Annotated in this window: 21 protein-coding genes, 1 pseudogene and 1 riboswitch; of the genes and pseudogenes, 15 read left to right on the forward strand and 7 right to left on the reverse strand. The window is 69.4% G+C overall.

Annotated elements, in window-relative coordinates; all coding sequences use genetic code 11:
• Nucleotides 1–172: 172 nt before the first annotated feature.
• The gene (locus tag AVHM3334_RS09320) at nucleotides 173–583 is read right to left on the reverse strand and encodes a cell division protein ZapA (RefSeq protein WP_284411655.1); all 411 of its coding nucleotides are present in this window, start codon (nucleotides 581–583) and stop codon (nucleotides 173–175) included.
• The gene (locus tag AVHM3334_RS09325; protein ID WP_092745479.1) at nucleotides 580–801 is read right to left on the reverse strand and encodes a DUF904 domain-containing protein; all 222 of its coding nucleotides are present in this window, start codon (nucleotides 799–801) and stop codon (nucleotides 580–582) included. Before AVHM3334_RS09325 ends, AVHM3334_RS09320 begins: the two co-directional genes overlap by 4 nt.
• A gap of 65 nt (nucleotides 802–866) precedes the next feature.
• A riboswitch (cobalamin riboswitch) is annotated at nucleotides 867–1,112 on the forward strand.
• Nucleotides 1,113–1,205: 93 nt separating this feature from the next.
• On the opposite strand from AVHM3334_RS09325, the gene AVHM3334_RS09330 reads away from it, so the two are divergent.
• From AVHM3334_RS09330 to AVHM3334_RS09385, 12 genes and pseudogenes are all read left to right on the forward strand, one after another.
• Nucleotides 1,206–3,083 carry a TonB-dependent receptor domain-containing protein gene (locus AVHM3334_RS09330; RefSeq protein WP_284411658.1) on the forward strand — a complete coding sequence of 626 codons (1,878 nt, stop codon included), beginning with the start codon at nucleotides 1,206–1,208 and terminating at the stop codon, nucleotides 3,081–3,083.
• Between the two features lie 22 nt (nucleotides 3,084–3,105).
• A complete protein-coding gene (locus tag AVHM3334_RS09335) occupies nucleotides 3,106–4,560 on the forward strand; it encodes a nucleotide-binding protein (RefSeq protein ID WP_284411660.1) in 1,455 nt (484 codons plus the stop codon).
• On the forward strand, nucleotides 4,557–5,165 hold the full coding sequence (locus AVHM3334_RS09340; protein ID WP_284411662.1) for a bifunctional adenosylcobinamide kinase/adenosylcobinamide-phosphate guanylyltransferase: 609 nt from the start codon (nucleotides 4,557–4,559) through the stop codon (nucleotides 5,163–5,165). The genes AVHM3334_RS09335 and AVHM3334_RS09340 overlap by 4 nt, the downstream gene beginning before the upstream one ends.
• A gap of 77 nt (nucleotides 5,166–5,242) precedes the next feature.
• A complete protein-coding gene (locus AVHM3334_RS09345; RefSeq protein ID WP_284411799.1) occupies nucleotides 5,243–6,112 on the forward strand; it encodes an ABC transporter substrate-binding protein in 870 nt (289 codons plus the stop codon).
• Nucleotides 6,109–7,125 (forward strand): FecCD family ABC transporter permease, encoded by a 1,017-nt coding sequence (locus AVHM3334_RS09350; RefSeq protein ID WP_284411664.1) that lies wholly within the window; start codon nucleotides 6,109–6,111, stop codon nucleotides 7,123–7,125. The genes AVHM3334_RS09345 and AVHM3334_RS09350 overlap by 4 nt, the downstream gene beginning before the upstream one ends.
• Nucleotides 7,122–7,904 (forward strand): ABC transporter ATP-binding protein, encoded by a 783-nt coding sequence (locus tag AVHM3334_RS09355; RefSeq protein ID WP_284411665.1) that lies wholly within the window; start codon nucleotides 7,122–7,124, stop codon nucleotides 7,902–7,904. Before AVHM3334_RS09350 ends, AVHM3334_RS09355 begins: the two co-directional genes overlap by 4 nt.
• A gap of 128 nt (nucleotides 7,905–8,032) precedes the next feature.
• Nucleotides 8,033–8,602 (forward strand): cob(I)yrinic acid a,c-diamide adenosyltransferase, encoded by a 570-nt coding sequence (cobO, locus tag AVHM3334_RS09360; protein WP_284411667.1) that lies wholly within the window; start codon nucleotides 8,033–8,035, stop codon nucleotides 8,600–8,602.
• A gap of 182 nt (nucleotides 8,603–8,784) precedes the next feature.
• Nucleotides 8,785–9,459 carry a 5,6-dimethylbenzimidazole synthase gene (gene bluB / locus AVHM3334_RS09365; protein WP_284411801.1) on the forward strand — a complete coding sequence of 225 codons (675 nt, stop codon included), beginning with the start codon at nucleotides 8,785–8,787 and terminating at the stop codon, nucleotides 9,457–9,459.
• Nucleotides 9,459–10,466, forward strand: coding sequence for an adenosylcobinamide-phosphate synthase CbiB (gene cbiB / locus AVHM3334_RS09370; protein ID WP_502869886.1), 1,008 nt, complete (start codon nucleotides 9,459–9,461; stop codon nucleotides 10,464–10,466). Before bluB ends, cbiB begins: the two co-directional genes overlap by 1 nt.
• On the forward strand, nucleotides 10,457–11,488 hold the full coding sequence (locus tag AVHM3334_RS09375; RefSeq protein WP_284411669.1) for an aminotransferase class I/II-fold pyridoxal phosphate-dependent enzyme: 1,032 nt from the start codon (nucleotides 10,457–10,459) through the stop codon (nucleotides 11,486–11,488). Before cbiB ends, AVHM3334_RS09375 begins: the two co-directional genes overlap by 10 nt.
• 85 nt (nucleotides 11,489–11,573) lie before the next feature.
• Nucleotides 11,574–12,359: pseudogene (locus AVHM3334_RS09380) on the forward strand (HipA family kinase).
• Nucleotides 12,346–12,738, forward strand: a complete 393-nt coding sequence (locus AVHM3334_RS09385; RefSeq protein WP_284411671.1) for a DUF3037 domain-containing protein — start codon at nucleotides 12,346–12,348, stop codon at nucleotides 12,736–12,738. Before AVHM3334_RS09380 ends, AVHM3334_RS09385 begins: the two are co-directional and overlap by 14 nt.
• A 126-nt stretch (nucleotides 12,739–12,864) precedes the next feature.
• On the opposite strand, the gene AVHM3334_RS09390 is transcribed toward AVHM3334_RS09385, so the two are convergent.
• Both AVHM3334_RS09390 and AVHM3334_RS09395 read right to left on the reverse strand, forming a co-directional pair.
• On the reverse strand, nucleotides 12,865–13,002 hold the full coding sequence (locus AVHM3334_RS09390) for a DUF3224 domain-containing protein (RefSeq protein ID WP_284411672.1): 138 nt from the start codon (nucleotides 13,000–13,002) through the stop codon (nucleotides 12,865–12,867).
• Nucleotides 12,978–13,199, reverse strand: a complete 222-nt coding sequence (locus AVHM3334_RS09395; RefSeq protein WP_284411674.1) for a hypothetical protein — start codon at nucleotides 13,197–13,199, stop codon at nucleotides 12,978–12,980. The genes AVHM3334_RS09390 and AVHM3334_RS09395 overlap by 25 nt, the downstream gene beginning before the upstream one ends.
• Nucleotides 13,200–13,325: 126 nt before the next feature.
• Here AVHM3334_RS09395 and AVHM3334_RS09400 point away from each other — a divergent pair, with 126 nt between their 5' ends.
• The 3 genes from AVHM3334_RS09400 (at nucleotide 13,326) to AVHM3334_RS09410 (ending at nucleotide 17,465) form a co-directional block, all read left to right on the forward strand.
• Nucleotides 13,326–14,798: a cobyric acid synthase gene (locus tag AVHM3334_RS09400; protein ID WP_284411676.1), complete on the forward strand. Its 1,473-nt coding sequence runs from the start codon at nucleotides 13,326–13,328 to the stop codon at nucleotides 14,796–14,798.
• A gap of 77 nt (nucleotides 14,799–14,875) precedes the next feature.
• A complete protein-coding gene (gene cobT / locus AVHM3334_RS09405; protein WP_284411678.1) occupies nucleotides 14,876–15,964 on the forward strand; it encodes a nicotinate-nucleotide--dimethylbenzimidazole phosphoribosyltransferase in 1,089 nt (362 codons plus the stop codon).
• A gap of 370 nt (nucleotides 15,965–16,334) precedes the next feature.
• Nucleotides 16,335–17,465: an alginate lyase family protein gene (locus AVHM3334_RS09410; protein ID WP_284411680.1), complete on the forward strand. Its 1,131-nt coding sequence runs from the start codon at nucleotides 16,335–16,337 to the stop codon at nucleotides 17,463–17,465.
• A gap of 77 nt (nucleotides 17,466–17,542) precedes the next feature.
• Here the strand turns inward: AVHM3334_RS09410 and AVHM3334_RS09415 are convergent, their stop codons facing one another.
• The 3 genes from AVHM3334_RS09415 to AVHM3334_RS09425 all read right to left on the reverse strand — a co-directional run bounded on the left by AVHM3334_RS09415 (nucleotide 17,543) and on the right by AVHM3334_RS09425 (nucleotide 19,261).
• Nucleotides 17,543–17,926: a hypothetical protein gene (locus AVHM3334_RS09415; protein ID WP_284411682.1), complete on the reverse strand. Its 384-nt coding sequence runs from the start codon at nucleotides 17,924–17,926 to the stop codon at nucleotides 17,543–17,545.
• Nucleotides 17,927–18,012: 86 nt separating this feature from the next.
• Complete coding sequence (locus AVHM3334_RS09420; RefSeq protein WP_284411684.1) at nucleotides 18,013–18,372, reverse strand: hypothetical protein; 360 nt, start codon at nucleotides 18,370–18,372, stop codon at nucleotides 18,013–18,015.
• A 1-nt stretch (nucleotide 18,373) separates the two neighbouring features.
• On the reverse strand, nucleotides 18,374–19,261 hold the full coding sequence (locus tag AVHM3334_RS09425; protein WP_284411686.1) for a DUF6402 family protein: 888 nt from the start codon (nucleotides 19,259–19,261) through the stop codon (nucleotides 18,374–18,376).
• Nucleotides 19,262–19,376 lie beyond the last annotated feature (115 nt).

Raw genomic sequence — 19,376 nt, forward strand, 5'->3', positions numbered from 1 at the left:
GGGTTCATCTGACGCGAGATGATCACGCTCACCAGGCAATTTACCAAGCCCGTGCTCAGTGAGCATTGGTTCAAGGAAATATAAAGCCCGGCAGCACCGCAGACGTCTCCATTGTAGGCGCTGCTTTCGCAACGCGCGAGGGGCCGTTGCGCAACGTTTCAAAGACGGGTCTTCAAAGAAGGCGGGCGTCGTCGCCCAGGGCGTTGTCGAGACGGCGCAGCAGCAGTTGCAGTTGCCCGGCAGAGTCGCCATGGAGCGATGACGGCGCTGGCTCGGCCGCCAGGGCGGCAGGGGCGACGACCGCGGTGTCCGCTTCGGGCGCCAGCGGCGTGGGCTGGGTCTGTGCCTGCGCGGCCGAGGCGAGGTCTGCCAGGTCGGCCTCTTCGCGGTCGGCGATCTCGAAGGCCAGGTTGAGCGCGGCCAGCACCGCGATGCGCTCGCGTGCCCGCACCTTGCCGGCATCGCGGATGCGCGTCATGGCGGTGTCCACGCGCTCCACGGCCTGCAGCAGGCGCGATTCATGGCCCTCGGGGCAGCCCAGCAGATAGCTCTGCTGCATGATCTGGACTTCGATCTGTTTCATTCGGCGTCCTTCGCAGGGGGCGTCGCGGGCAGGCTTTCCAGCAGCGCGTCCACGCGGGCGCGAGCGGTATTGAGCCGGGATTTGAGCGAGTCACGCTCTTGCGTGAGATGGACCACCTGGGCGGTCAGCAAGGCATTGGCGCGTTGCAGTTCTGCATGGCGCAACAGCAGCCGCTCCACGCGTTCGGCGATCTGGTCGATGGGGGAGGTTGGGTCCATACAGCGAGGATTGTAGGGTTGGCGCCACCGCATGCCCATCCGGCGGCGTTTACAGCTTGCAACGGTCGTAAAATCCGCGGGTTGGTGCTCGCTGCATGGTTCGCATGCCGCAGTTCAACGGGAAGCAGGAAGGTGTCGCGCTCGCCAGAGCGCATGCCGTGCCTGCGCTGCCCCCGCAACGGTCAGCGGACGAGTCGGCCTTCGCCGACCCACTCTTCAGCACAAGCCACTGGGCGCCTTGAACAAGCGCCTGGGAAGGCGCTGCAGGGCGTTCCGCCAGCCCGGATACCGGCCAACAACGTGGCCGCGCTCGTCGAATCTTCCATGGTTCGTAAGGCGCGGCCGTTTCGCCCAATGCCGGCGGGGAAGCCGGCGCGGGGATGTTTGCCAGCCTGTCTGTTCCCATGAAAAAGCCTTCTTTCCGCGTGCGCTCCCTCGCTGCCGCGCCGTCGCCCCTGCGGCCCGTCGCCCTGGCCCTTGCGGTGGCCGCCTTGTCGTGCGCCGCGCACGCGCAGGATGCGCCCGTGCTCCTTGCGCAAAACCAGCGCCTGCCCTCGATGGGAGAGACCGTGGTGGCGGCCACGCGCACGCCCCAGCCGTTGTCCGACCTCGTGGCCGACGTGTCCGTGCTGGACCGCGAAGCCATCGAAAACAGCGGCGCGACCGGCCTGGCCGACGTGCTGGCGCGATTGCCCGGTGTCGAGATGGTGCGCAACGGCGGCCCTGGCAGCGCCACCAGCCTGTACCTGCGCGGCGCCGAAACGCGCTTTACCGCCGTGTACATCGACGGCGTTCGCATGGATTCGCAGTCCACCGGCGGCGCGCCGTGGGAGGCGATTCCGCTGTCGATCATCGACCGCATCGAAGTGCTGCGCGGCCCGGCCGGTGCGGTGTACGGCTCGGACGCCATCGGTGGCGTGGTGCAGATCTTCACGCGCCGCGGCGAGGCCGGCACCGCCCCCTACGTGGGCGTGGGCGTCGGCAGCCAGGGCACCTACAAGGCCGAGGCCGGCGTGAGCGGTGCCAGCGGCGCGGTGGATTACGCCCTGGGCCTGGTGCGCGAGACCAGCGAGGGTTTCAACGCCCGCACCGTCGCCACGCAGAACCCCGACAAGGACGGCTACCGCCGCACGTCCGGCAACGCCCGCCTGGGCTTGCAGATCGATCCGGTCCACCGGCTGGAAGCCACGCTGGTCGCCAGCGAGATGAACTCCGGCTACGACACCACGCCGCTGGGCAACGACGACCGCAACCTGCACAAGATGCATGCCCTCGGCCTGAACTGGGCTGCGAAGTGGACCCCGCAGTACACGACCCGCGTGTCGGTCACCGACTCGCGCGATCAGTACGAGACCAAGCCTTCCGTCTATCTCAGCGACACGCGCCTGCGCGGCTACCTGTTCCAGAACGAATGGCGCCAGGGTTCGCACCTGGTGACCGCCGCCCTGGAGCGCCGCGAAGACCGCCTGGAGAACGCGCCCATCGACAGCAAGCGCTCGCAGGACGCGCTGGCGCTGGGGTATGGGTTCAATGCCGGCGGCCACACGTTCCAGTTCAACGTGCGCCACGATTCCGACAGCGAGTTCGGCGGGCAGAACACCGGCAGCGCCGCCTACGGCTATGCCATCACGCCGCAGTGGCGCGCCACCGCATCCGTCGGCACTTCGTTCCGCGCCCCCACGCTGTACCAGCGTTTCAGCGAATACGGCGTGGCCTCGCTCAAGCCGGAAGAAGGCCGCAATGCCGAAGTGGGCCTGCGCTGGGCCGAGGGTGCCGGCACCTTCTCGGCGGTGGCCTACCGCAACCGCGTGAAGAACCTCATCGTGTTCGGCGGACCGGGCGGCTGCCCGTCCACCTTGGGCTGCTACGCCAGCACGGCGCGCGCCAAGTACGACGGCGTGACGCTGTCGGGCTCGTACAAGCTGGCTGGCGTGCAACTGCGCGGTTCGGTGGACTTCCAGAACCCGCGCGACGAAGACACCGGCCGGCTGCTCGCGCGCCGCTCCAAGCGCCACGGCACCTTCGGCGCCGACACGCAGATCGCCGGCTGGACGCTGGGCACCGAAGTGCAGTCCTCGGGCCGGCGTTTCGACACGGCGGCCAACACCACCGTGCTGGGCGGCTACACGCTCGTCAACCTGTACGCCAGCACACGCGTCGCACGCGACGTCACGCTGCTGGCGCGGGTGGACAACCTCGCCGACAAGGACTACCAGCTGGCGCGCACCTATGCCACGGCCGGCCGCACGTTCTATGCGGGCCTGAAATGGGCGCCGCAATGAGCCGGCCGGCGACGAAGAACCCATGAGGGCGAGGGGAGAAGCGGCAAGCGCAGAAGACGCGGCGGGCATGGCGGGCAGCGTGCGCTGCCCCGCCATTGCCATCGCCGCGCCCGCCTCCGGCCAGGGCAAGACCACGGTGACTGCGGCGCTTGCGCGGCTGCATGCCCGCCAGGGGCGGCGGGTGCGGGTCTTCAAGTGCGGGCCGGATTTTCTCGACCCCTGCTGGCACCAGCTGGCCAGCGGCGCCCCGGTGCACCAGATCGATCTCTGGATGACGGGCGAGGCCGACATCGCCCAGCGCCTGCACGCGGCGGCGTGCGAGGCCGACCTGATCCTCATCGAAGGCGTGATGGGCCTTTTCGATGGCGAGCCCAGCCTGGCCGACCTCGCGCAGCGCTTCGGGCTGCCGGTGCTGGCCGTGGTGGATGCCTCCGCCATGGGCGGCACGCTCGGGGCGATCGTGCATGGCTTGCGGCACTACCGCGCCGGCCTGCCGTGGGCCGGCGTGCTGGCCAACCGCGTGGCGACCGAACGCCATGCCGACCTGCTGCGCGCCGGGCTGAACGACCCCGGGGACTGGCTGGGCGCCTTGCCGCGCGTGCAGCCATCGGCCTTGCCGCAAGACGCTGCGCGCGCCTCGGAGCCTGCCGCGGCGCGATCGCGCACCGGGCTGCTGCCCGAGCGCCACCTCGGCCTGGTCGCCGCGCACGAGCTGGCCGACGGCCTGGCGCGGCTGGACGCCGCGGCCGATGCGCTGGCGAACACGCCGCTGGGCCGGCTGTCGCCCGACGAGTTGCAGCGCTGGGCCGTCCGCTTCGCGGCGCCCGAGGCCGCCGACGCGGTGCCGCCGCTGCTGCAGGGCCGCACCGTGGCGGTGGCCGACGACGCGGCGTTCTGCTTCATCTACCAGGCCAATCTGGACACGCTGCAGGCGCTGGGCGCGCGCGTGGTGCGGTTTTCGCCCCTGGCCGATGCTGCGCTGCCGCCGTGCGATGCCGTGTGGCTGCCCGGTGGCTACCCCGAGCTGCACGCCGACCGGCTTGCCAGCCAGACCGGCATGCAGGCCAGCCTGCGGGCCCACGTGGAAGCCGGCCGTGCGGTGTGGGCAGAATGCGGCGGCATGATGGCCCTGTTCGAATCGATCACCCTGGCCGACGGCCAGCAGCGGCCGCTGTGGGGACTGCTGCCCGGCCGCGTGGCCATGCAAAAGCGGCTGGCCGCCCTGGGGCCGCAGCAACTGGCCGTGGATGGCCATGTGCTGCGCGGCCACACCTTTCACTACTCCACCTGCGACAGCCCGGCGCCGGTGCGTGCGCGCACCGAGCGGCCTGCGCACGCGGGACCGCCGGGCCCGGGCGAAGCGCTGTACCGGCACGGCAGCATTCACGCCAGCTATTTCCATGCGTGGTTTCCATCCAGCCCGCGGGCTGTGGCGGCGCTGCTGGGCGCGGCCCCGGCGAAGGAGCCGCACGCATGACCGGGCCCGGCACCATCGCGCCGAGCGAGCTGATCCTCGGCGGCCAGAAGAGCGGCAAGTCGCGCCGCGCCGAACTGCTGGCACGCCAGTGGCTGGCCGATTCGCCCACGCACCGCGCGCTGCTGGTCGCCACCGGCCAGCCGTGGGACGATGAGATGCGCGAGCGCATCGCGCGCCACCAGCGCGACCGTGCCGAGCGGGTGCCCGGCCTGCGCACGCTGGAAGAGCCGCTCGATCTGGCCGGTGCGCTGGCCCGGCATGGCGGCCCCGACACGATGATCGTGGTGGACTGCCTCACGCTCTGGCTCACCAACTGGCTGATGCCGGCCACGCCCGACGGCGGCGAAAAGGATTTGGAGTCAAAACGGCCTCCAGCGCATGATTGGCTAGGGCAGTGTGCTATGTTTTTAGGAGCAATCCGCCAGGCACTCGGCCCCGTGGTGCTGGTGGGCAACGAGATCGGCCTGGGCGTGATCCCGATGGGCCGCGAGGTTCGCGCCTTCGTCGATGCGCTGGGCGTGCTCAACCAGCGCACGGCCGAGGCCTGCCAGCGCGTCACCCTGGTGGCGGCGGGGCTGCCGCTCACGTTGAAGGACGGGCCATGAGTGTTTCTTTCGCTTTTGCTTTCCGGTGGTTCTGGCAGCGGCCGGATCGCGCGGGCCGCCGTGCCGCGCGCCTGCCGATGGTGGCCGCTCTTGCGCTGGCCGCGCTGGTTTTTTGGGCGGGGGCCGCATCGGCCGCGCTGATCGAGGTGACCGACGCGCGGGGGCGCACCGTGTCGTTCGCCCAGCCGCCGCAGCGCATCGTGAGCCTGCTGCCCTCGCTGACGGAGAGCGTGTGCGAGCTGCAGCAGTGCCAGCGCCTGGTGGGCGTGGACCGCTATTCCAACTGGCCCGAAGCCGTGCAGCGCCTGCCGCAGCTGGGCGGCGGCATCGATCCGAACATCGAGGCCATCGTGGCCCTGCAGCCCGACGTGGTGCTGCTGGCCACCAGCTCGCGCGCCAGCGACCGGCTGGAGGCGCTGGGCCTGAAAGTGGTGGCACTGGAGCCCAAGACCCATGCCGACGTGCGCCGCGTGCTCGCCACGCTGGGCCAATTGCTCGGCGTGCCGCAAGCGCAGGGCGCCGACCGGCTGTGGCGCGTGATCGATGCCGGCGTGCAGGCGGCCACGCAGTCGCTGCCGGCGCGTGCGCGCGGCGCGCGCGTGTATTTCGAGGTGAGCCGCGGGCCGTATGCGGCCGGCACGGCCTCGTTCATCGGCGAGACGCTGACGCGCCTGGGCGCGCGCAACGTGGTGCCGCCCGAGCTGGGGCCGTTCCCCCGGCTGAACCCCGAGTTCGTCGTGCGGGCCCGGCCCGACGTGATCATGATCGGCAACCGCAGCATGCAGGCCATGGCGCTGTACCCGGGCTGGAGCAGCCTCAAGGCCGTGCGCGAAGACCGCATGTGCCTCTTCGGCCCCGGTGAGGCCGACGTGGTGGTGCGGCCCGGCCCCCGCATGGCCGAGGCCGCGCGCCTCATGGCCCGGTGCCTGGCGGACAAGGCGCCATGAGCGCTGGTGCGCCGGGAGGGCGCCGCGCCGCGTGGCTGGGAGCCGGCCTGCTGGCCGTCAGCGCCGTGCTGCTGATGGCAGGCGCGTGCGTCGGCAGCACCGGCTTCGAAAGCCTGCTGCGCATGGGGCAGGACCCGGTCGCCTGGCAGATCGTGTGGGAGATCCGGCTGCCGCGCACCTTGGGCGCCTGGCTCGCCGGCGCGCTGCTGGGGCTGGCGGGCGCGGTGGCGCAGGGGCTGTTTCGCAATCCGCTGGCCGACCCGTATCTGCTGGGCTCGGCCTCGGGCGCGGCGCTGGGCGGCGCGGTGGCGATGGCGCTGTTCGGCGTCTCGCCCATGGCGGCGCAGTGGCTGGCGCGGCTGGGCGTCACCGGCATGGCGTTTTTGGGCGCGGCGGGGGCCGTGGCCCTTACCCTTTTGCTCGCGCGCGGGGTGCAGCACACGCTGCGGCTGCTGCTGGCCGGCGTGATCGTGGGCGTGGTGCTGGGCGCGCTGCGCGATCTGGTGGAACTGGCATCGCCCGATATTCTTCAAGCCATGCAGGCTTTCACGCTGGGCAGCACCAGCTTCGTCGGCTGGGTGTCGTGCGCGCTCATGGCCGGGGCCTGGGGGCTGTGCAGCGTCGCCGCATGGACCCTGTCGCGGGCGCTCGACGGCCTCACGCTGGGCGAGGCCACGGCCGCCAGCCTGGGGCTGCCGCTCGGTCCCATGCGCATGGGGCTGGTGGCGGCCATGGCGCTGGCCACCGGCACCGCCGTGGCGCAGACCGGCCTGATCGCCTTCGTGGGACTGGCCGCACCGCACCTGGTGCGCTCCATCGTCAAGGCGACGCACCAGCGGCACATCGTGCTCTCCAGCTTGATGGGCGCATCGCTGCTGCTGGCCGCCGACATTCTGGCGCGCTGGCTGCTCGCGCCGCAGGAACTGCCCGTGGGCGTGCTCACCGCCGCGCTGGGCGGCACCTACCTGCTGTGGCTCATGCACCGGCGCTCCGCCTTGGGGCATTCGCTGTGAAGAAAATAGCGCTTCAGGCGAGCGGCGTCACGGCCCGCATCGGAAATGCCCCGGTCCTGAACGGCATCGGCCTTGCCGTGCAGGCCGGCCGCTGGACCAGCGTGGTCGGCCCCAACGGGGCCGGCAAATCGACCCTCCTCAAGGTGCTTGCCGGCTTGCTGCGCGGCGCGGCGGTGCAGGGCGAGGTGCAGCTGCTGGGTCGGCCGCTCTTGTCCGTTGCGGCCCGCGAACGCGCGCGCCGCCTCGCGTGGCTGGGCCAGAACGAGGCCTCGGCGGACGACCTGACCGCCTACGACGTGGCCATGCTCGGCCGCCTGCCGCACCAGCGCTGGATGGCCCCGGCCAGCCCTGCCGACCATGCCGCCGTGGAGCAGGCCCTGCGCACCACGCAGGCGTGGGAGTGGCGCCACCGCCCGCTCGGCCAGCTGTCGGGCGGCGAACGCCAGCGCGTGCTGCTGGCCCGGGCGCTGGCCGTGCAGGCCGAGGTGCTGCTGATGGACGAGCCCCTGGCCAACCTCGACCCGCCGCACCAGGCCGACTGGCTGCACGCCATGCGCGCGCTGGCCGCCAGCGGCGGCACGGTGGTGAGCGTGCTGCACGAGGTGTCGCTGGCGCTGCAGGCCGACGACATGGCCATCATGGCGGGCGGGCGCATCGTGCACTTCGGCGCCTGCGCCGACCCGGCCACGCACGCCGCGCTGCAGGCCGTGTTCGACCAGCGCATTCACGTGCAGCAGGTGGCCGGAATGTGGGTGTCGCTGCCGCGCATCGACCGCTGAGCCTGAAAACACCAACGAACTGACGCACTGACGCACTGACGCACGACCGAACTGCACCTGCTGCGCCGCCGCCTGCCGCCAACCCGCCAAACCCTTCCGATTTTTCGACCCGACCCCGAGAACCTCGCATGCAGATCGAAACCCCTCCCGCCGAACGGCGCTCCGAAAAACCCGACGGCGAACGCCGCGGCATCGTGCTGGTGAACACCGGCAACGGCAAGGGCAAAAGCACCGCAGCCTTCGGGCTGGCGCTGCGCGCCCACGGCCGTGGCAAGCCCGTCAAGATCTTCCAGTTCATGAAAGTGCCCACCGCGCGCTTCGGCGAGCACCGCATGTTCGAGCAACTGGGCATTCCCATCGAAGGCCTGGGCGACGGCTTCACCTGGAAGAGCCGAGACATCGACAACTCGGCCGAACTGGCCCGCGCCGGCTGGGAACGCGCCCGCGCCGCGGTGCTGGGCGGCGAATTCTTCCTGGTGGTGCTGGACGAGATCACCTACCCGCTCATCTACGGCTGGCTGCCGCTCGAAGAGGTGCTGCAGGTGCTGCGCGACCGCCCGCGCCATGTGCACGTGGTGCTCACCGGGCGCCGCTGCCCGCCCGAGGTGATCGAGGTCGCCGATACGGTGACCGAAATGGGCATGGTCAAGCACGCGTTCCAGGCGGGTGTGCCGGCGCAGCGCGGCATCGAGGATTGAGCCGCTATCGCGATCGTTATCAGCTTCACGAAGACGCCGTGACCGCCCCCGCCATTCCCGCCGATGCTTCGGCGCCTGACGCCTTGCCCCCCAGCCAGCCCAGCCAGCCCGGCCAGCCCGGCACGGCGTTTTCCCCGCAGGAGCGCGAGGCCGTGTACCGCGCCATCCGCGAGCGGCGCGACATGCGCCACTTCGCGGGCGGGCAGGTCGCGCCCGAGGTGCTGGCGCGGCTGCTGCAGGCCGCGCACCTGGGCCCCAGCGTGGGCTTCATGCAGCCCTGGCGCTTCATCCGCGTGGCCGATCCGGCGCTGCGCGGGCGCCTGCATGCGTGCGTCGAGGCCGAGCGCCAGTGCACCGCCGAAGCCCTGGGCGAGCGTGGCGGCGAATTCTTGCGGCTGAAGGTCGAAGGCCTGCGCGATGCGGCCGAATGCATCGTCGTGGCCCTGGCCGACGGGCGCGAGGCGCACGTGTTCGGCCGCCGCACGATGCCGCAGATGGACCTGGCCTCCGTCGCCTGCGCCATCCAGAACCTCTGGCTGGCCGCGCGCGCCGAAGGCCTGGGCATGGGCTGGGTGTCGCTGTTCGATCCCGTCGCCGTTGGCGATCTGCTGGGCCTGCCGCCGGGCGCCGAGGCCGTGGCGCTGCTGTCGATCGGGCCGGTGCACGGCTTCTACGAAGAACCCATGCTCCAGCGCGAGCGCTGGGCGCGCCGCGCGCCGCTGGAATCGGTGGTGTTCGACGACGCCTGGGGCCAGCCGGCGCCCTGGCTGGCCGGCATGCTGCCCGAGCCACCCGGCGCCGCTGCCCGCCCGGGCCCGGGCTCGGTCCCTCGCGCCGATGGGGAGGAGGGCCGCTGATGGACGCCGCGAGCAGCGCCGCCGCCGGTGCGTTCATGGCCGCCTGGCCCATGGCCCTGGCCCCCGCCGCCGCCGTGCCGCTGGCGCTGGCGATCGACCGCTGCTGGGGCGAGCCGCCCGTGGCCGTACACCCCGTCGTCTGGATGGGCCGCGCGCTGCAAGCCTGCGGTGACCGGGCGGCGCCGCTGCAACCCACGGGGCGGGATTTGAAGTCTTTTTGGCTTGCAGCGCTACTGTGGTGTGCGGTGGCAGCTATTGTTTTGATAGTGGCCTGTGCCGCGCAAGTGCTGGTGCTGCGGTATGCGCCGCCATGGCTGGCGGCGGTGCTGATGGCGCTGCTGCTCAAGCCGCTGCTGGCCTGGCGCATGCTGCGCGACGAAGTGCTGGCGGTGGAGTCGGCCTTGGCGCAATCGCTGCAGGCGGGGCGGGCGCGCCTGGCGCGGCTGGTGAGCCGCGACGTGAGCGGACTCGACGCCTGCGAGGTGCGCGAAAGCGCCATCGAATCGCTCGCCGAGAACCTCAACGACTCGGTGGTCGCGCCGCTGTTCTGGTTCGCGCTGCTGGGCTTGCCGGGTGCCGCGCTCTACCGGTTCGCCAACACGGCCGACGCCATGTGGGGCTACCCCGGCATGCGCGGCGGACGCTACTGGCAATGGGCCGGCAAATGGGCGGCCCGTGCGGACGACGTGCTCTCGTGGCTGCCTGCGCGCATCACGGCCTGCCTGCTGTGGGCCATTGCCGGCCGGCCACGCTGGCGCACGCTGGTGGCCGAAGCGCACCGCACGCCATCGCCCAACAGCGGCTGGCCGATGGCCGCCATGGCGCTCTCGCTCGGCGTGCACCTGGCCAAGCCCGGCGTGTACACGCTGAACGCGCCCGGCCGCAACCCCGGGGCGCATGACACGCCGCGGGCGGCACGTTGGGCATCGAATGTGGTCATTGCCGCCGGATTCATTGCCTTGATTGCTCATTTTTCGATAGCAATTTGGTGGCTGCGATGGATGTGACGCATGGCCCCCTGCATGGCGGCCCGGATGCACTGGGCGTGCCGCTGCATGACTTTTCCACCAACAGCAACGCCTGCGGGCCATGCCCCGATGCGCTCGAAGCGCTGCGCAGCGCGGACGCCACCCGCTACCCCGACCCGGCCTACACCGCGCTGCGAGAGCGCCTGGGCGCGTTCCACGGCGTGGCCCCGGCGCGCATCGTGATCGCAGGCAGCGCCAGCGAATTCATCCACCGCATCACCGCCTTCGCGGCCCGCCACGGCGCGCGCGCCGTGGCGGTGCCGATGCACGGCTACGGCGACTACGCACGCGCAGCGAACGCCTGGGGGCTGGAAGTGGTGCCCGCTGCGCCCGGTGCCAGCCATGAGGCCGCCGGCCTGCACTGGGCCTGCGACCCCTCCAGCCCGCTCGGCACGCCGGACCCGGTGCTGGCCGGGTGGAGCAGGTCGGCCGCGGACGACGGCGCGCTGCGCGTGCTCGACTGCGCCTACGCGCCCCTGCGCCTGAACGGCACCGCCGCCGCTCCCATGCCCGCCGACGCCTGGCAGCTGTGGACCCCCAACAAGGCCCTGGGCCTGACCGGCGTGCGCGCGGCCTATGCCATCGCGCCAAAGGCCCAGCCGCCGCAAGACCTTGCCGCGCTGCAGTCGCTGGCCCCGTCCTGGCCCACTGGCGCCCATGGCGTGGCGCTGCTGTCGTCGTGGACCGCTCCCTGCACCCAGCAATGGTTGCACGGCAGCCTGGACACGCTGCGCGCCTGGAAGGCGCAGCAGCAGGTGCTGTGCGAATCGCTGGGCTGGACCGTCTCGCCCGGGAGCCTTGCCAACTACTTCGTGGCGCGGCCTGCGGTCAACGACCTGCCAGCTGCGCTGGCGTCGTTGCGCGAGGACGGTATCAAGCTGCGGGACTGCGCATCCTTCGGCTTGCCGGGGCAGGTGCGGCTGGGGGTGCTGCCGCTGCAATCCCAGCAGGCGCTGCGGCGGGCTTGGCATGGGGGCCGGTGGACCGCGAGCCTTCGATGAGCGCTCGGCCATCGGCCTGCCGGTGCAGCCGCTGCCGCTAACATCCCCGCTCGTTTCGCCGCTCATTCCAAGGAAGCTCCCCGCCATGCGCACCATCACCGTCAGCCGCTACGTCACGCCCTTGCGCGAAGGCGGCTCCATGCCCGCCGTCGTCGAGGGCGACGACCTGGGCCTGTACGTGCTCAAGTTCCGCGGTGCGGGGCAGGGCGTGCGGGCCCTGCTCGCCGAGATGATCGCCGGGGGCATCGCCCGCGCGCTGGGCCTGCCCGTTCCCGAGATCGTGCTCGCGCAGCTGGATGTGGCCCTGGCCCAGACCTAGCCGGACCCCGAGATCCAGGACCTGATCCGTGCCAGCGGGGGGCTGAACGTGGGGTTGGACTATCTGTCGGGCGCGGCCAACTTCGATCCGGCGGTGGACAGCGTGACGGACGACTTCGCCTCGCGCCTGGTGTGGTTCGACACGTTGGTGGGTAACGTGGACCGCACGGCGCGCAATACCAATCTGCTGGTGTGGCACCGCCGCCCCTGGCTGATCGACCATGGCGCGGCGCTGACCTTCCACCATGCCTGGAGTGGCACGGTGGCCGTGCCCGCCAAGCCCTTCGCCCCGATTGCCGACCACGTGCTGCTGCCCCGTGCCACGGCGCTGGCTTCGGTCGATGCCGAGTTGGCCGGGCGCCTCACGCCCGAGGTGCTGCAGGGCATCCTGGCCGAGGTGCCGGACGAATTTCTGGAGCTGGCCGGAGCGGACCATGCCGAGGGCCCGCTGACCGCGCCGGCCACACACCGGCAGGCGTACGCGGATTATTTCGCCGCGCGACTCGCGGGCCGCCAGACCTGGCTGCAAGGAGCGATCGATGCACGCGGCTGATGTCTACGACTACGCCATCGTGCGCGTGGTGCCGCGCGTGGAGCGCGAGGAGTTCGTCAACGCCGGTGCCATCCTTTCGTGCCAGCGCACCGGCTTTCTGCAGGCCGCCATGGCGCTGGACGAATCGCGCCTGCTCGCCATGGACCCGGCTGCCGATCTGGACACGGTGCGCCGGCATCTGGCTGCCATCGTCGCCATCTGCGCGGGCGAAGCAGGCTGCGGGCCCATCGCGCAAATGCCTTACCGCGCCCGCTTTCACTGGTTGACCGCGCGGCGCAGCGGCATCATCCAGACCTCTCCGGTGCATACCGGCCGCTGCACCGATGCGGGCGTGGCGCTGGAGCACATCATGGATCGCATGGTCCGGCCCTTGCGGTAACGGAGCCGTGCAGCGCTGAGAGGCGGGCAGGGCGGTGGACTGCTGCTGCTGCTGCTGCGCGCGCCATGTGCGGCGCTGGTTGACAGGCGAACAGGCGAACAGGCGAACAGGCGAACAGGCGAACAGTCACCTGGGCGATGCCGGGTGCGAGTCATGCCTTGAAAGATGGAAATCCAGCCGCGCCACGCCGCACGCCATCATCGAGCCGTGCTGCAGCACGAAGCTGCCTTGGCGGCCATTCAGGCTGCCGTGCACGGTTTCCATCGCGACGTAGCCGGCCGAGCCTGCGTGGCGCTGCGAAAAGCCAGCATCTCGCCCGTGCCCGTGGCGTTCAGCTTGCCGTGAAAGCGTTTGTCCAGCGGCATGCGCCAAAGGCCGCTGCCGCCTGCGATCTCACTCAATGCATGCGGTGCGGTCTTGACGTTGCCGTCCGCGCGCGGGGCGGGCTGGCCGGGGGACAATACGGCTCCTTCGCCAATCGAACTGCGCCGTGCATTCCGCTTCCTTCGCCTTCGCTGCCTGTTTCCCCTCCGTTGCGTTTTCGCATTGCTGCCACTGCCGGCCCAGTGCGCGGGCCGCGCGCTGACATGGCGGCGCGTTGCGTCATGGTGCTGGGCACGACCAGCGGCGCCGGCAAGAGCTGGCTGGCCACCGCCCTGTGCCGCTGGTACGGCAACCAGGGCCTGAAGGTGGCGCCCTTCAAGGCGCAGAACATGAGCAACAACGCGCGCGTGGTGGCGGGGCCGGGAGGCGGCTATGGCGAGATCGGCAGCGCGCAGTATTTCCAGGCGCTCGCGGCGCGGGCCGAACCGGATGTGCGAATGAACCCGCTGTTGCTCAAGCCCGAGGCCGACACGCGCAGCCAAGTGGTGCTCATGGGGCAGGTGAGCGAAGAGTTGTCCGCCTTGCCCTGGCGCGGCCGCAGCGCCCGCGTGTGGCCCGAGATTGCCGGGGCGCTGGATGCGCTGCGCGCCGAAAACGACGTGGTCGTGATCGAAGGCGCGGGCTCGCCGGCCGAGATCAACCTGCACGCGAGCGACGTGGTCAACCTGCGCGTGGCGCGCCATGCGGGCGCCAGCTGCCTGCTGGTGACCGACATCGACCGGGGGGGCGCGTTCGCCCACCTCTACGGCACCTGGGCCCTGGTGCCCGAGGACGAACGCGCGTTGATCAAGGGCTTCGTGCTCAACAAGTTCCGGGGCGATGCGGCGCTCCTGGCACCGGCCCCCGAGATGCTGCAGCAGTTGACCGGCGTGCCCACCGTGGCCACCATTCCCATGCAGTGGCACCATGGCTTGCCGGAGGAAGACGGGGTGTTCGACGACGCCTCGCGCGCCAGTGGCACGGTGCACACGACCATCGCCGTGGTGGCCTATCCGCGCATCAGCAACCTCGACGAATTCCAGCCCTTGAAGGCCGTGCCCGGCGTGCGCCTGCTGTGGGCGCGCAGCCCGGCCGACGTGGCCGCGGCCGACTGGATCGTGCTGCCGGGCTCCAAGGCCACTGCCGCCGACCTCGCCTGGCTGCGCGCGCAGGGGCTGGATGCGGCCGTGGCCGACCATGCCGCGCGCGGCGGCCGGGTGCTTGGCATTTGCGGCGGCCTGCAGATGCTGGGCGAGGCACTGATCGACACGCACGGCGTGGACGGCAACGCACCCGGCCTGGGCCTGCTGCCGCTGGTGACGGCCTTCGAGCCCGCCAAGACCGTGCGGCACACCCGCAGCGCGTTCGGCGCCGCGCAGGGCGCTTGGCAGGCGCTGGCTGGCGTGCCCGTGCACGGCTATGAGATCCACCACGGGCAGACCGCTCAGCACCCCGCCATGGCGCAGGCGGGCGATGTGGCCCGCGAGATCATTCCTGGCCTGGCCTGGCAGAACGCGCGGGGCAATGTGCTGGGCCTGTACCTGCATGGCCTGTTCGAGGACCCGGCGGCGCTGCGCGCGCTTTTCGGCGCGGGTGTGCCCACGCTCGATGCGGTGTTCGAACGCCTGGCCGGCGGTATCGACACCTGGTTCAGCCCTGAGTGGCTGCGAACGCACCGGGGTGCGCAGTGCGCATGACGGATTGCGCGCTGCCCGCTCTGGCGCATTGCGCTGCCCTTTTTTGTTTGTGATCGCTTTCTTGGAGTGAATGACCGATGCCGCTTGCCCCTGATGCCCTTCATGCCGTTGCCCTTGCGTTGCCCGAGGTGGCCCCGCTCGCCGAAGCGGCGCTGACCGCGCGCCTGAAGCACCTGCTGGACCACAAGACCAAGCCGTTGGGCGCGCTGGGCCGGCTGGAGTCTCTGGCCCTTCGCATCGGCTGCATCCTGGGCACCGAGGCGCCCGTGCTGCAACAACCGCAGATGCTCGTGTGCGCGGCCGACCATGGCCTGGCGGCGCGGGGCGTGTCGGCGTTTCCGAGCGATGTCACCTGGCAGATGGTGGAGAACTTTCTGGCGGGCGGCGCAGCGGTGAGCGTGCTGGCGCGCCAGCACGGCCTTGCCCTGACCGTGGCCGACTGCGGCGTGGCGCGCGCCATTGCGCCGCGCGACAGTGCGCCGGGCCAGCCGCGTTTGCTCAGCCACACCCACGTCGCAGCCGGGACGGCCGATGCGTCGGTGGGGCCGGCCATGACCGCGGACCAGTGCGCCCAGGCGATTGCCAACGGGTGCGGGATCGTGCGCGGCTTGCCCGGCAACGCGCTGTTGCTGGGCGAGATGGGCATCGGCAACACCTCGGTGGCATCGCTGCTGGTGTCTCGCCTGTGCGGCCTGCCCATCGGCGACTGCACCGGCGCCGGCACCGGCCTGGACGCGGAGGGCGTGGCCCGCAAGCGCGCCGTGCTGCAACAGGCGCTGGCCGCCAATGCAGAGGCGACGCAGCCCCTGGAAGCGCTGGCCGCCTTGGGCGGGCTGGAAGTGGCCACGATGGTGGGCGCGGTCCTGCAGGCCGCGAGCGAGCGCCGCGTGATCGTGGTGGACGGCTTCATTACCAGCGCCGCCGTGCTGGTGGCGAGCCGCCTGGCGCCTGCCGTGATGGAGCGCTGCGTGTTCGCCCACAGATCGGGCGAGCGCGGCCACACGCTGCTGCTGGGCGAATTGCAGGCCGAGCCGCTGGTGGACCTGGGCCTGCGATTGGGGGAGGGCTCCGGCGCCGCATTGGTATGGCCACTGCTGCAATCGGCCTGCGCCCTGCTGCGCGAGATGGCGAGTTTCGAAGAGGCGGGCGTCTCGGGCAAAGGCTGACGTGAAGGCCGTCGCCGGCCGTTTCCCTTGGAGCGCCCCCTGCACAACCCATGCCTTCAACGATGGCCTCCGTCACCGTGAACGCCGCTTCGGCCACCCCGCCCCGGTCCATGCGGCTGAAACCGTTGGAAGCATCGATGTGGCCCGCAACCATCATGATGGGTTGATCGCTTGCGTCGGCCCCGGCCGTCATCGATCCATGGTGCAACGCTTTTTTACGCGGCGTCTTCGCGGCCAGCCCATCGCTTCTGCCACAGCCCCCTTCTGGCGATGATCCGATGCCAACGTCGGTGGCGCTCCGTTGGGTCGTGGTGTGCCGTGATGTGTCCGCACCAGTCCGGTGGCGGACCCGAACCAGGAGGTTATTTCAATGGTCATGTTCCGAATGCGCCACGCCAGGAGCGCCTTTGCGCGAGGGTGCGCGCTGGTGGCGGGAGCCACGTTGCTTGTCTTCGCGCCGCTGGCTGGTGCGCAAACCCTCTGGCCCACCGCCCGGCAGTGGGACCAGGCTCGCGTGCAGTCGGCCTCTGTCCCCGCATGGCGCACGGTCATCGCAGCCCAGCGGCGCATCGCCGACGCGGCGCTGACGAGCGAGCCCAAGCCGGTCGCCGTGCTGACCACGGGCGGCCGGCTGCGCGGCGATCCGCTCAAAGCCCGGACCGAAGAGGGCTTGCAGGACATGGACAAGATCCAGGCGCTGGCCATCACGTACCGGCTCGGCCACGACCCTCGCCATGCCGCCAAGGCAGGCGACTACCTGCTGCGCTGGGCGCAGGTGAATCGCCCGACCGGCCAGCCCATCGATGAGACCGGCCTGGAGCCCGCCATCTTCGGCTACCGGCTGGTGCGGGCCGATTTGGCATCCGCCACGCGCGAATCGGTCGATGGCTGGATGCGGCGCATCGCCGAGGCCGAGATGGGCTCGCGGGAGTTGAAGAAGAAAACCGCCACCAACAACTGGCACAGCCATCGGCTGAAGATCGTCGGCCTCATCGGCTTCGCCCTGGGCGATGCACGGTTGATCGCCTATGCCCGGGACGGCCTGCGCGCGCAGATCAACGACAACCTGCTTGCCAGCGGCGAAAGCGTCGATTTTCAGGAGCGTGATGCGCTGTCGTACCACGTGTACGACCTGCGTCCGCTCGTCACGCTGGCCTTGGCCTTCGGGGAGCAGGGCGAAGACTTCTACCACTGGAAGGCGGCGAACGGCGCCTCCATCGCCCACAGCGTGGCGTGGCTGATGCCGTATCTGAAGGGCGAGAAGACGCATGCCGAGTTCGTGCGCAGCGACGTGCGCTTCGACAAGGCGCGCTCGGACAACGGCGAGCGCGGCCACGTGGTCGGCAGCCTGTACGCGCCGCGCGACGCACTGCCGCTGCTGTTTCTGGCCGCTGCCTACGACCTCGACTGCGCCGCGCTGGCGGAGCAACTGAGCGATGGCCGCCCGAACTGGCGTTTGGCGTTCAACCTTCTGCCTGCGGCAGGCGCCCCGGGAGGGTGAGCGGCAGATGCCAGCCCCCTGCATCAACATGCTGCGGCACGCAGGGCACATGCCGGAGCGCGCTGGTCAGAAGCCGTTCAAGGCTTGGCCTCCAGCCGCACGCGATGGCGGTCCGTGCTGACCGTGACCGACAGGCAATCGTCGGCCCACACCGGACGAAGCGCGTCGGCGTCCGAGTGCTCCGCGCGCCCGTACGATCGGCCGGCCCGGTCCACCAGCTTCACGTAGCCGGCGCCATCGCTGTAGTCGTAGAACTCCAGGCTGTAATCGCCGCCTCCGCACACGTCGGTGTGCATGAGTTCCGCGGTATTGAAGGCGCGGGAGGAGAGCAGGGAGCCGGCCAGCAGGGCCAGCGGCATGCCGGCAAGCAGCAGCCATATCCACCGCGGCCAGGTCTGCCAAAAGCGTGGCTGGCGGAATGCCGAGCGGTGGGTGGAGAGTGACGAGGTGTGGTGTTTCATGGGCAAGGTGTGGAGCAGGCGTCGATGTTCGGGATGGCGGGCATCGACCGCCGTGACGACCGGGGCAGGTGAGGGATGGGTCAGCCTCATGGCTCCACGCTCAACAAGACAGGGTCTTTGTCTGTATTGACGCTGACCTGCTTGCAATCATTCGACCAGATAGGTCCCAGGTCAGTCCCTTCTGAAAAAAGCGATTGAGCATGTGTCCGTCCTGCTCGATCCACCAGCTGAACGTAGCCGTCCCCATTCCGGTAGGCGAATGTGAGCAAACGGTAATCCCCATTGCCGCAAACGTTTGTGTTCTCCAGCTCTGCAATTTTGAACGGGTCATTGAATTGACTCATGATCAAAATTCCGATTGCGCCCAATATAAAAAAAATGATCAAGACCTTGGAAAATTTTCGCTTTTGCCCGACTGGCATTGCTTCGCGGATGGGAGGGGACATGTCAAAAAGCCTTTAAATCCCAGGTCATTGGAACGCTGAGTTTTTCTCTATGGATGTCTGAAAAGATAAGAAAGTCGCCTCCTTTTCGATGAGCGTCTCTCCACTGTCGAAAACTCGCGTTTTCAGCCATATAAAGATTTGAGGTTAGAAACGTGCGGATATCGGTACCGGTCCAATTTCCCAACATTTGATCGCCTGAAAAATCGTAGCAATCACGAAGATAGAAGTTCAGACAGTGGACTTCAACGCGATGAGATGCTTGCCCAAACTTACCCTGGAGTGGCGTGACGACGCCTTCAGCAGCAGCATGGAGCGTGAATGCGCCCAGTGCGCAGTACATGTCATCTATAGGGTCCGTCAACTTTTCGACGCTGTTAGCGCTGACGTTTCGAGAATTGACGTGTGCGGTTTCATGCAGATCCACGGCGGATTGGCTATTGCCGAATGGCACTGCCTGTGCGCCTAACTTTCCTGCTCGTTTCAGTCTATTTGTCAGCCTGTCTTTGGAGGTTTGATAACTTTTAGGCGACATTTTTCCTGCAATCGTGCGCATCAATTCATCCAAAACTTCCTGGGTGCGGCCGAATCGCAGAGCCCAAGCCATAGTGACAATTGTTTGATCAATGTACTGAGGACTGATCAAGCGGTGATCGAAGCCGGTCGCGTCAGTTCTTTTCCAGCCCGAAGGCATCGTGAATGCAGAACTGGAAAACCATCTGCGCATCAGTGCTGCACCTATCCTGAATCCCTTTTGCTCCATAACTCCTGGGATATCTGCCAACTGCACATTTTTGAAGCATTGAGAGGCTGGATATTCCGCAGTGAGTCCAATCGGCTGAGCTATGACGCGATTGGCACGAAGGGCCGCTTCTTCCCATATGTTTGTCATTTTTCTCCCTGATGCCATAGCATTATTTGTTCGTCGTCGCGGGCTCGCTGAACAGCAACCGCGCGGCGCATCTTAAAAGTCCCTCCGCAGTAATGGATCCTTTGCAACGCACTCT

This window comes from Acidovorax sp. SUPP3334 (assembly GCF_030159055.1).
Lineage (GTDB): Bacteria > Pseudomonadota > Gammaproteobacteria > Burkholderiales > Burkholderiaceae_C > Paracidovorax.

Bases quoted from the DNA above. Each gene is read 5' to 3' on its own strand.
- AVHM3334_RS09320 (WP_284411655.1), bottom strand. From the start codon at position 583: ATGAAACAGATCGAAGTCCAGATCATGCAGCAGAGCTATCTGCTGGGC.
- AVHM3334_RS09325 (WP_092745479.1), bottom strand. From the start codon at position 801: ATGGACCCAACCTCCCCCATCGACCAGATCGCCGAACGCGTGGAGCGG.
- AVHM3334_RS09330 (WP_284411658.1), top strand. From the start codon at position 1,206: ATGAAAAAGCCTTCTTTCCGCGTGCGCTCCCTCGCTGCCGCGCCGTCG.
- AVHM3334_RS09335 (WP_284411660.1), top strand. From the start codon at position 3,106: ATGAGGGCGAGGGGAGAAGCGGCAAGCGCAGAAGACGCGGCGGGCATG.
- AVHM3334_RS09340 (WP_284411662.1), top strand. From the start codon at position 4,557: ATGACCGGGCCCGGCACCATCGCGCCGAGCGAGCTGATCCTCGGCGGC.
- AVHM3334_RS09345 (WP_284411799.1), top strand. From the start codon at position 5,243: ATGGTGGCCGCTCTTGCGCTGGCCGCGCTGGTTTTTTGGGCGGGGGCC.
- AVHM3334_RS09350 (WP_284411664.1), top strand. From the start codon at position 6,109: ATGAGCGCTGGTGCGCCGGGAGGGCGCCGCGCCGCGTGGCTGGGAGCC.
- cobO (WP_284411667.1), top strand. From the start codon at position 8,033: ATGCAGATCGAAACCCCTCCCGCCGAACGGCGCTCCGAAAAACCCGAC.
- bluB (WP_284411801.1), top strand. From the start codon at position 8,785: ATGCGCCACTTCGCGGGCGGGCAGGTCGCGCCCGAGGTGCTGGCGCGG.
- cbiB (WP_502869886.1), top strand. From the start codon at position 9,459: ATGGACGCCGCGAGCAGCGCCGCCGCCGGTGCGTTCATGGCCGCCTGG.
- AVHM3334_RS09375 (WP_284411669.1), top strand. From the start codon at position 10,457: ATGGATGTGACGCATGGCCCCCTGCATGGCGGCCCGGATGCACTGGGC.
- AVHM3334_RS09385 (WP_284411671.1), top strand. From the start codon at position 12,346: ATGCACGCGGCTGATGTCTACGACTACGCCATCGTGCGCGTGGTGCCG.
- AVHM3334_RS09390 (WP_284411672.1), bottom strand. From the start codon at position 13,002: ATGGAAACCGTGCACGGCAGCCTGAATGGCCGCCAAGGCAGCTTCGTG.
- AVHM3334_RS09400 (WP_284411676.1), top strand. From the start codon at position 13,326: ATGGCGGCGCGTTGCGTCATGGTGCTGGGCACGACCAGCGGCGCCGGC.
- cobT (WP_284411678.1), top strand. From the start codon at position 14,876: ATGCCGCTTGCCCCTGATGCCCTTCATGCCGTTGCCCTTGCGTTGCCC.
- AVHM3334_RS09410 (WP_284411680.1), top strand. From the start codon at position 16,335: ATGGTCATGTTCCGAATGCGCCACGCCAGGAGCGCCTTTGCGCGAGGG.
- AVHM3334_RS09415 (WP_284411682.1), bottom strand. From the start codon at position 17,926: ATGAAACACCACACCTCGTCACTCTCCACCCACCGCTCGGCATTCCGC.
- AVHM3334_RS09420 (WP_284411684.1), bottom strand. From the start codon at position 18,372: ATGTCCCCTCCCATCCGCGAAGCAATGCCAGTCGGGCAAAAGCGAAAA.
- AVHM3334_RS09425 (WP_284411686.1), bottom strand. From the start codon at position 19,261: ATGACAAACATATGGGAAGAAGCGGCCCTTCGTGCCAATCGCGTCATA.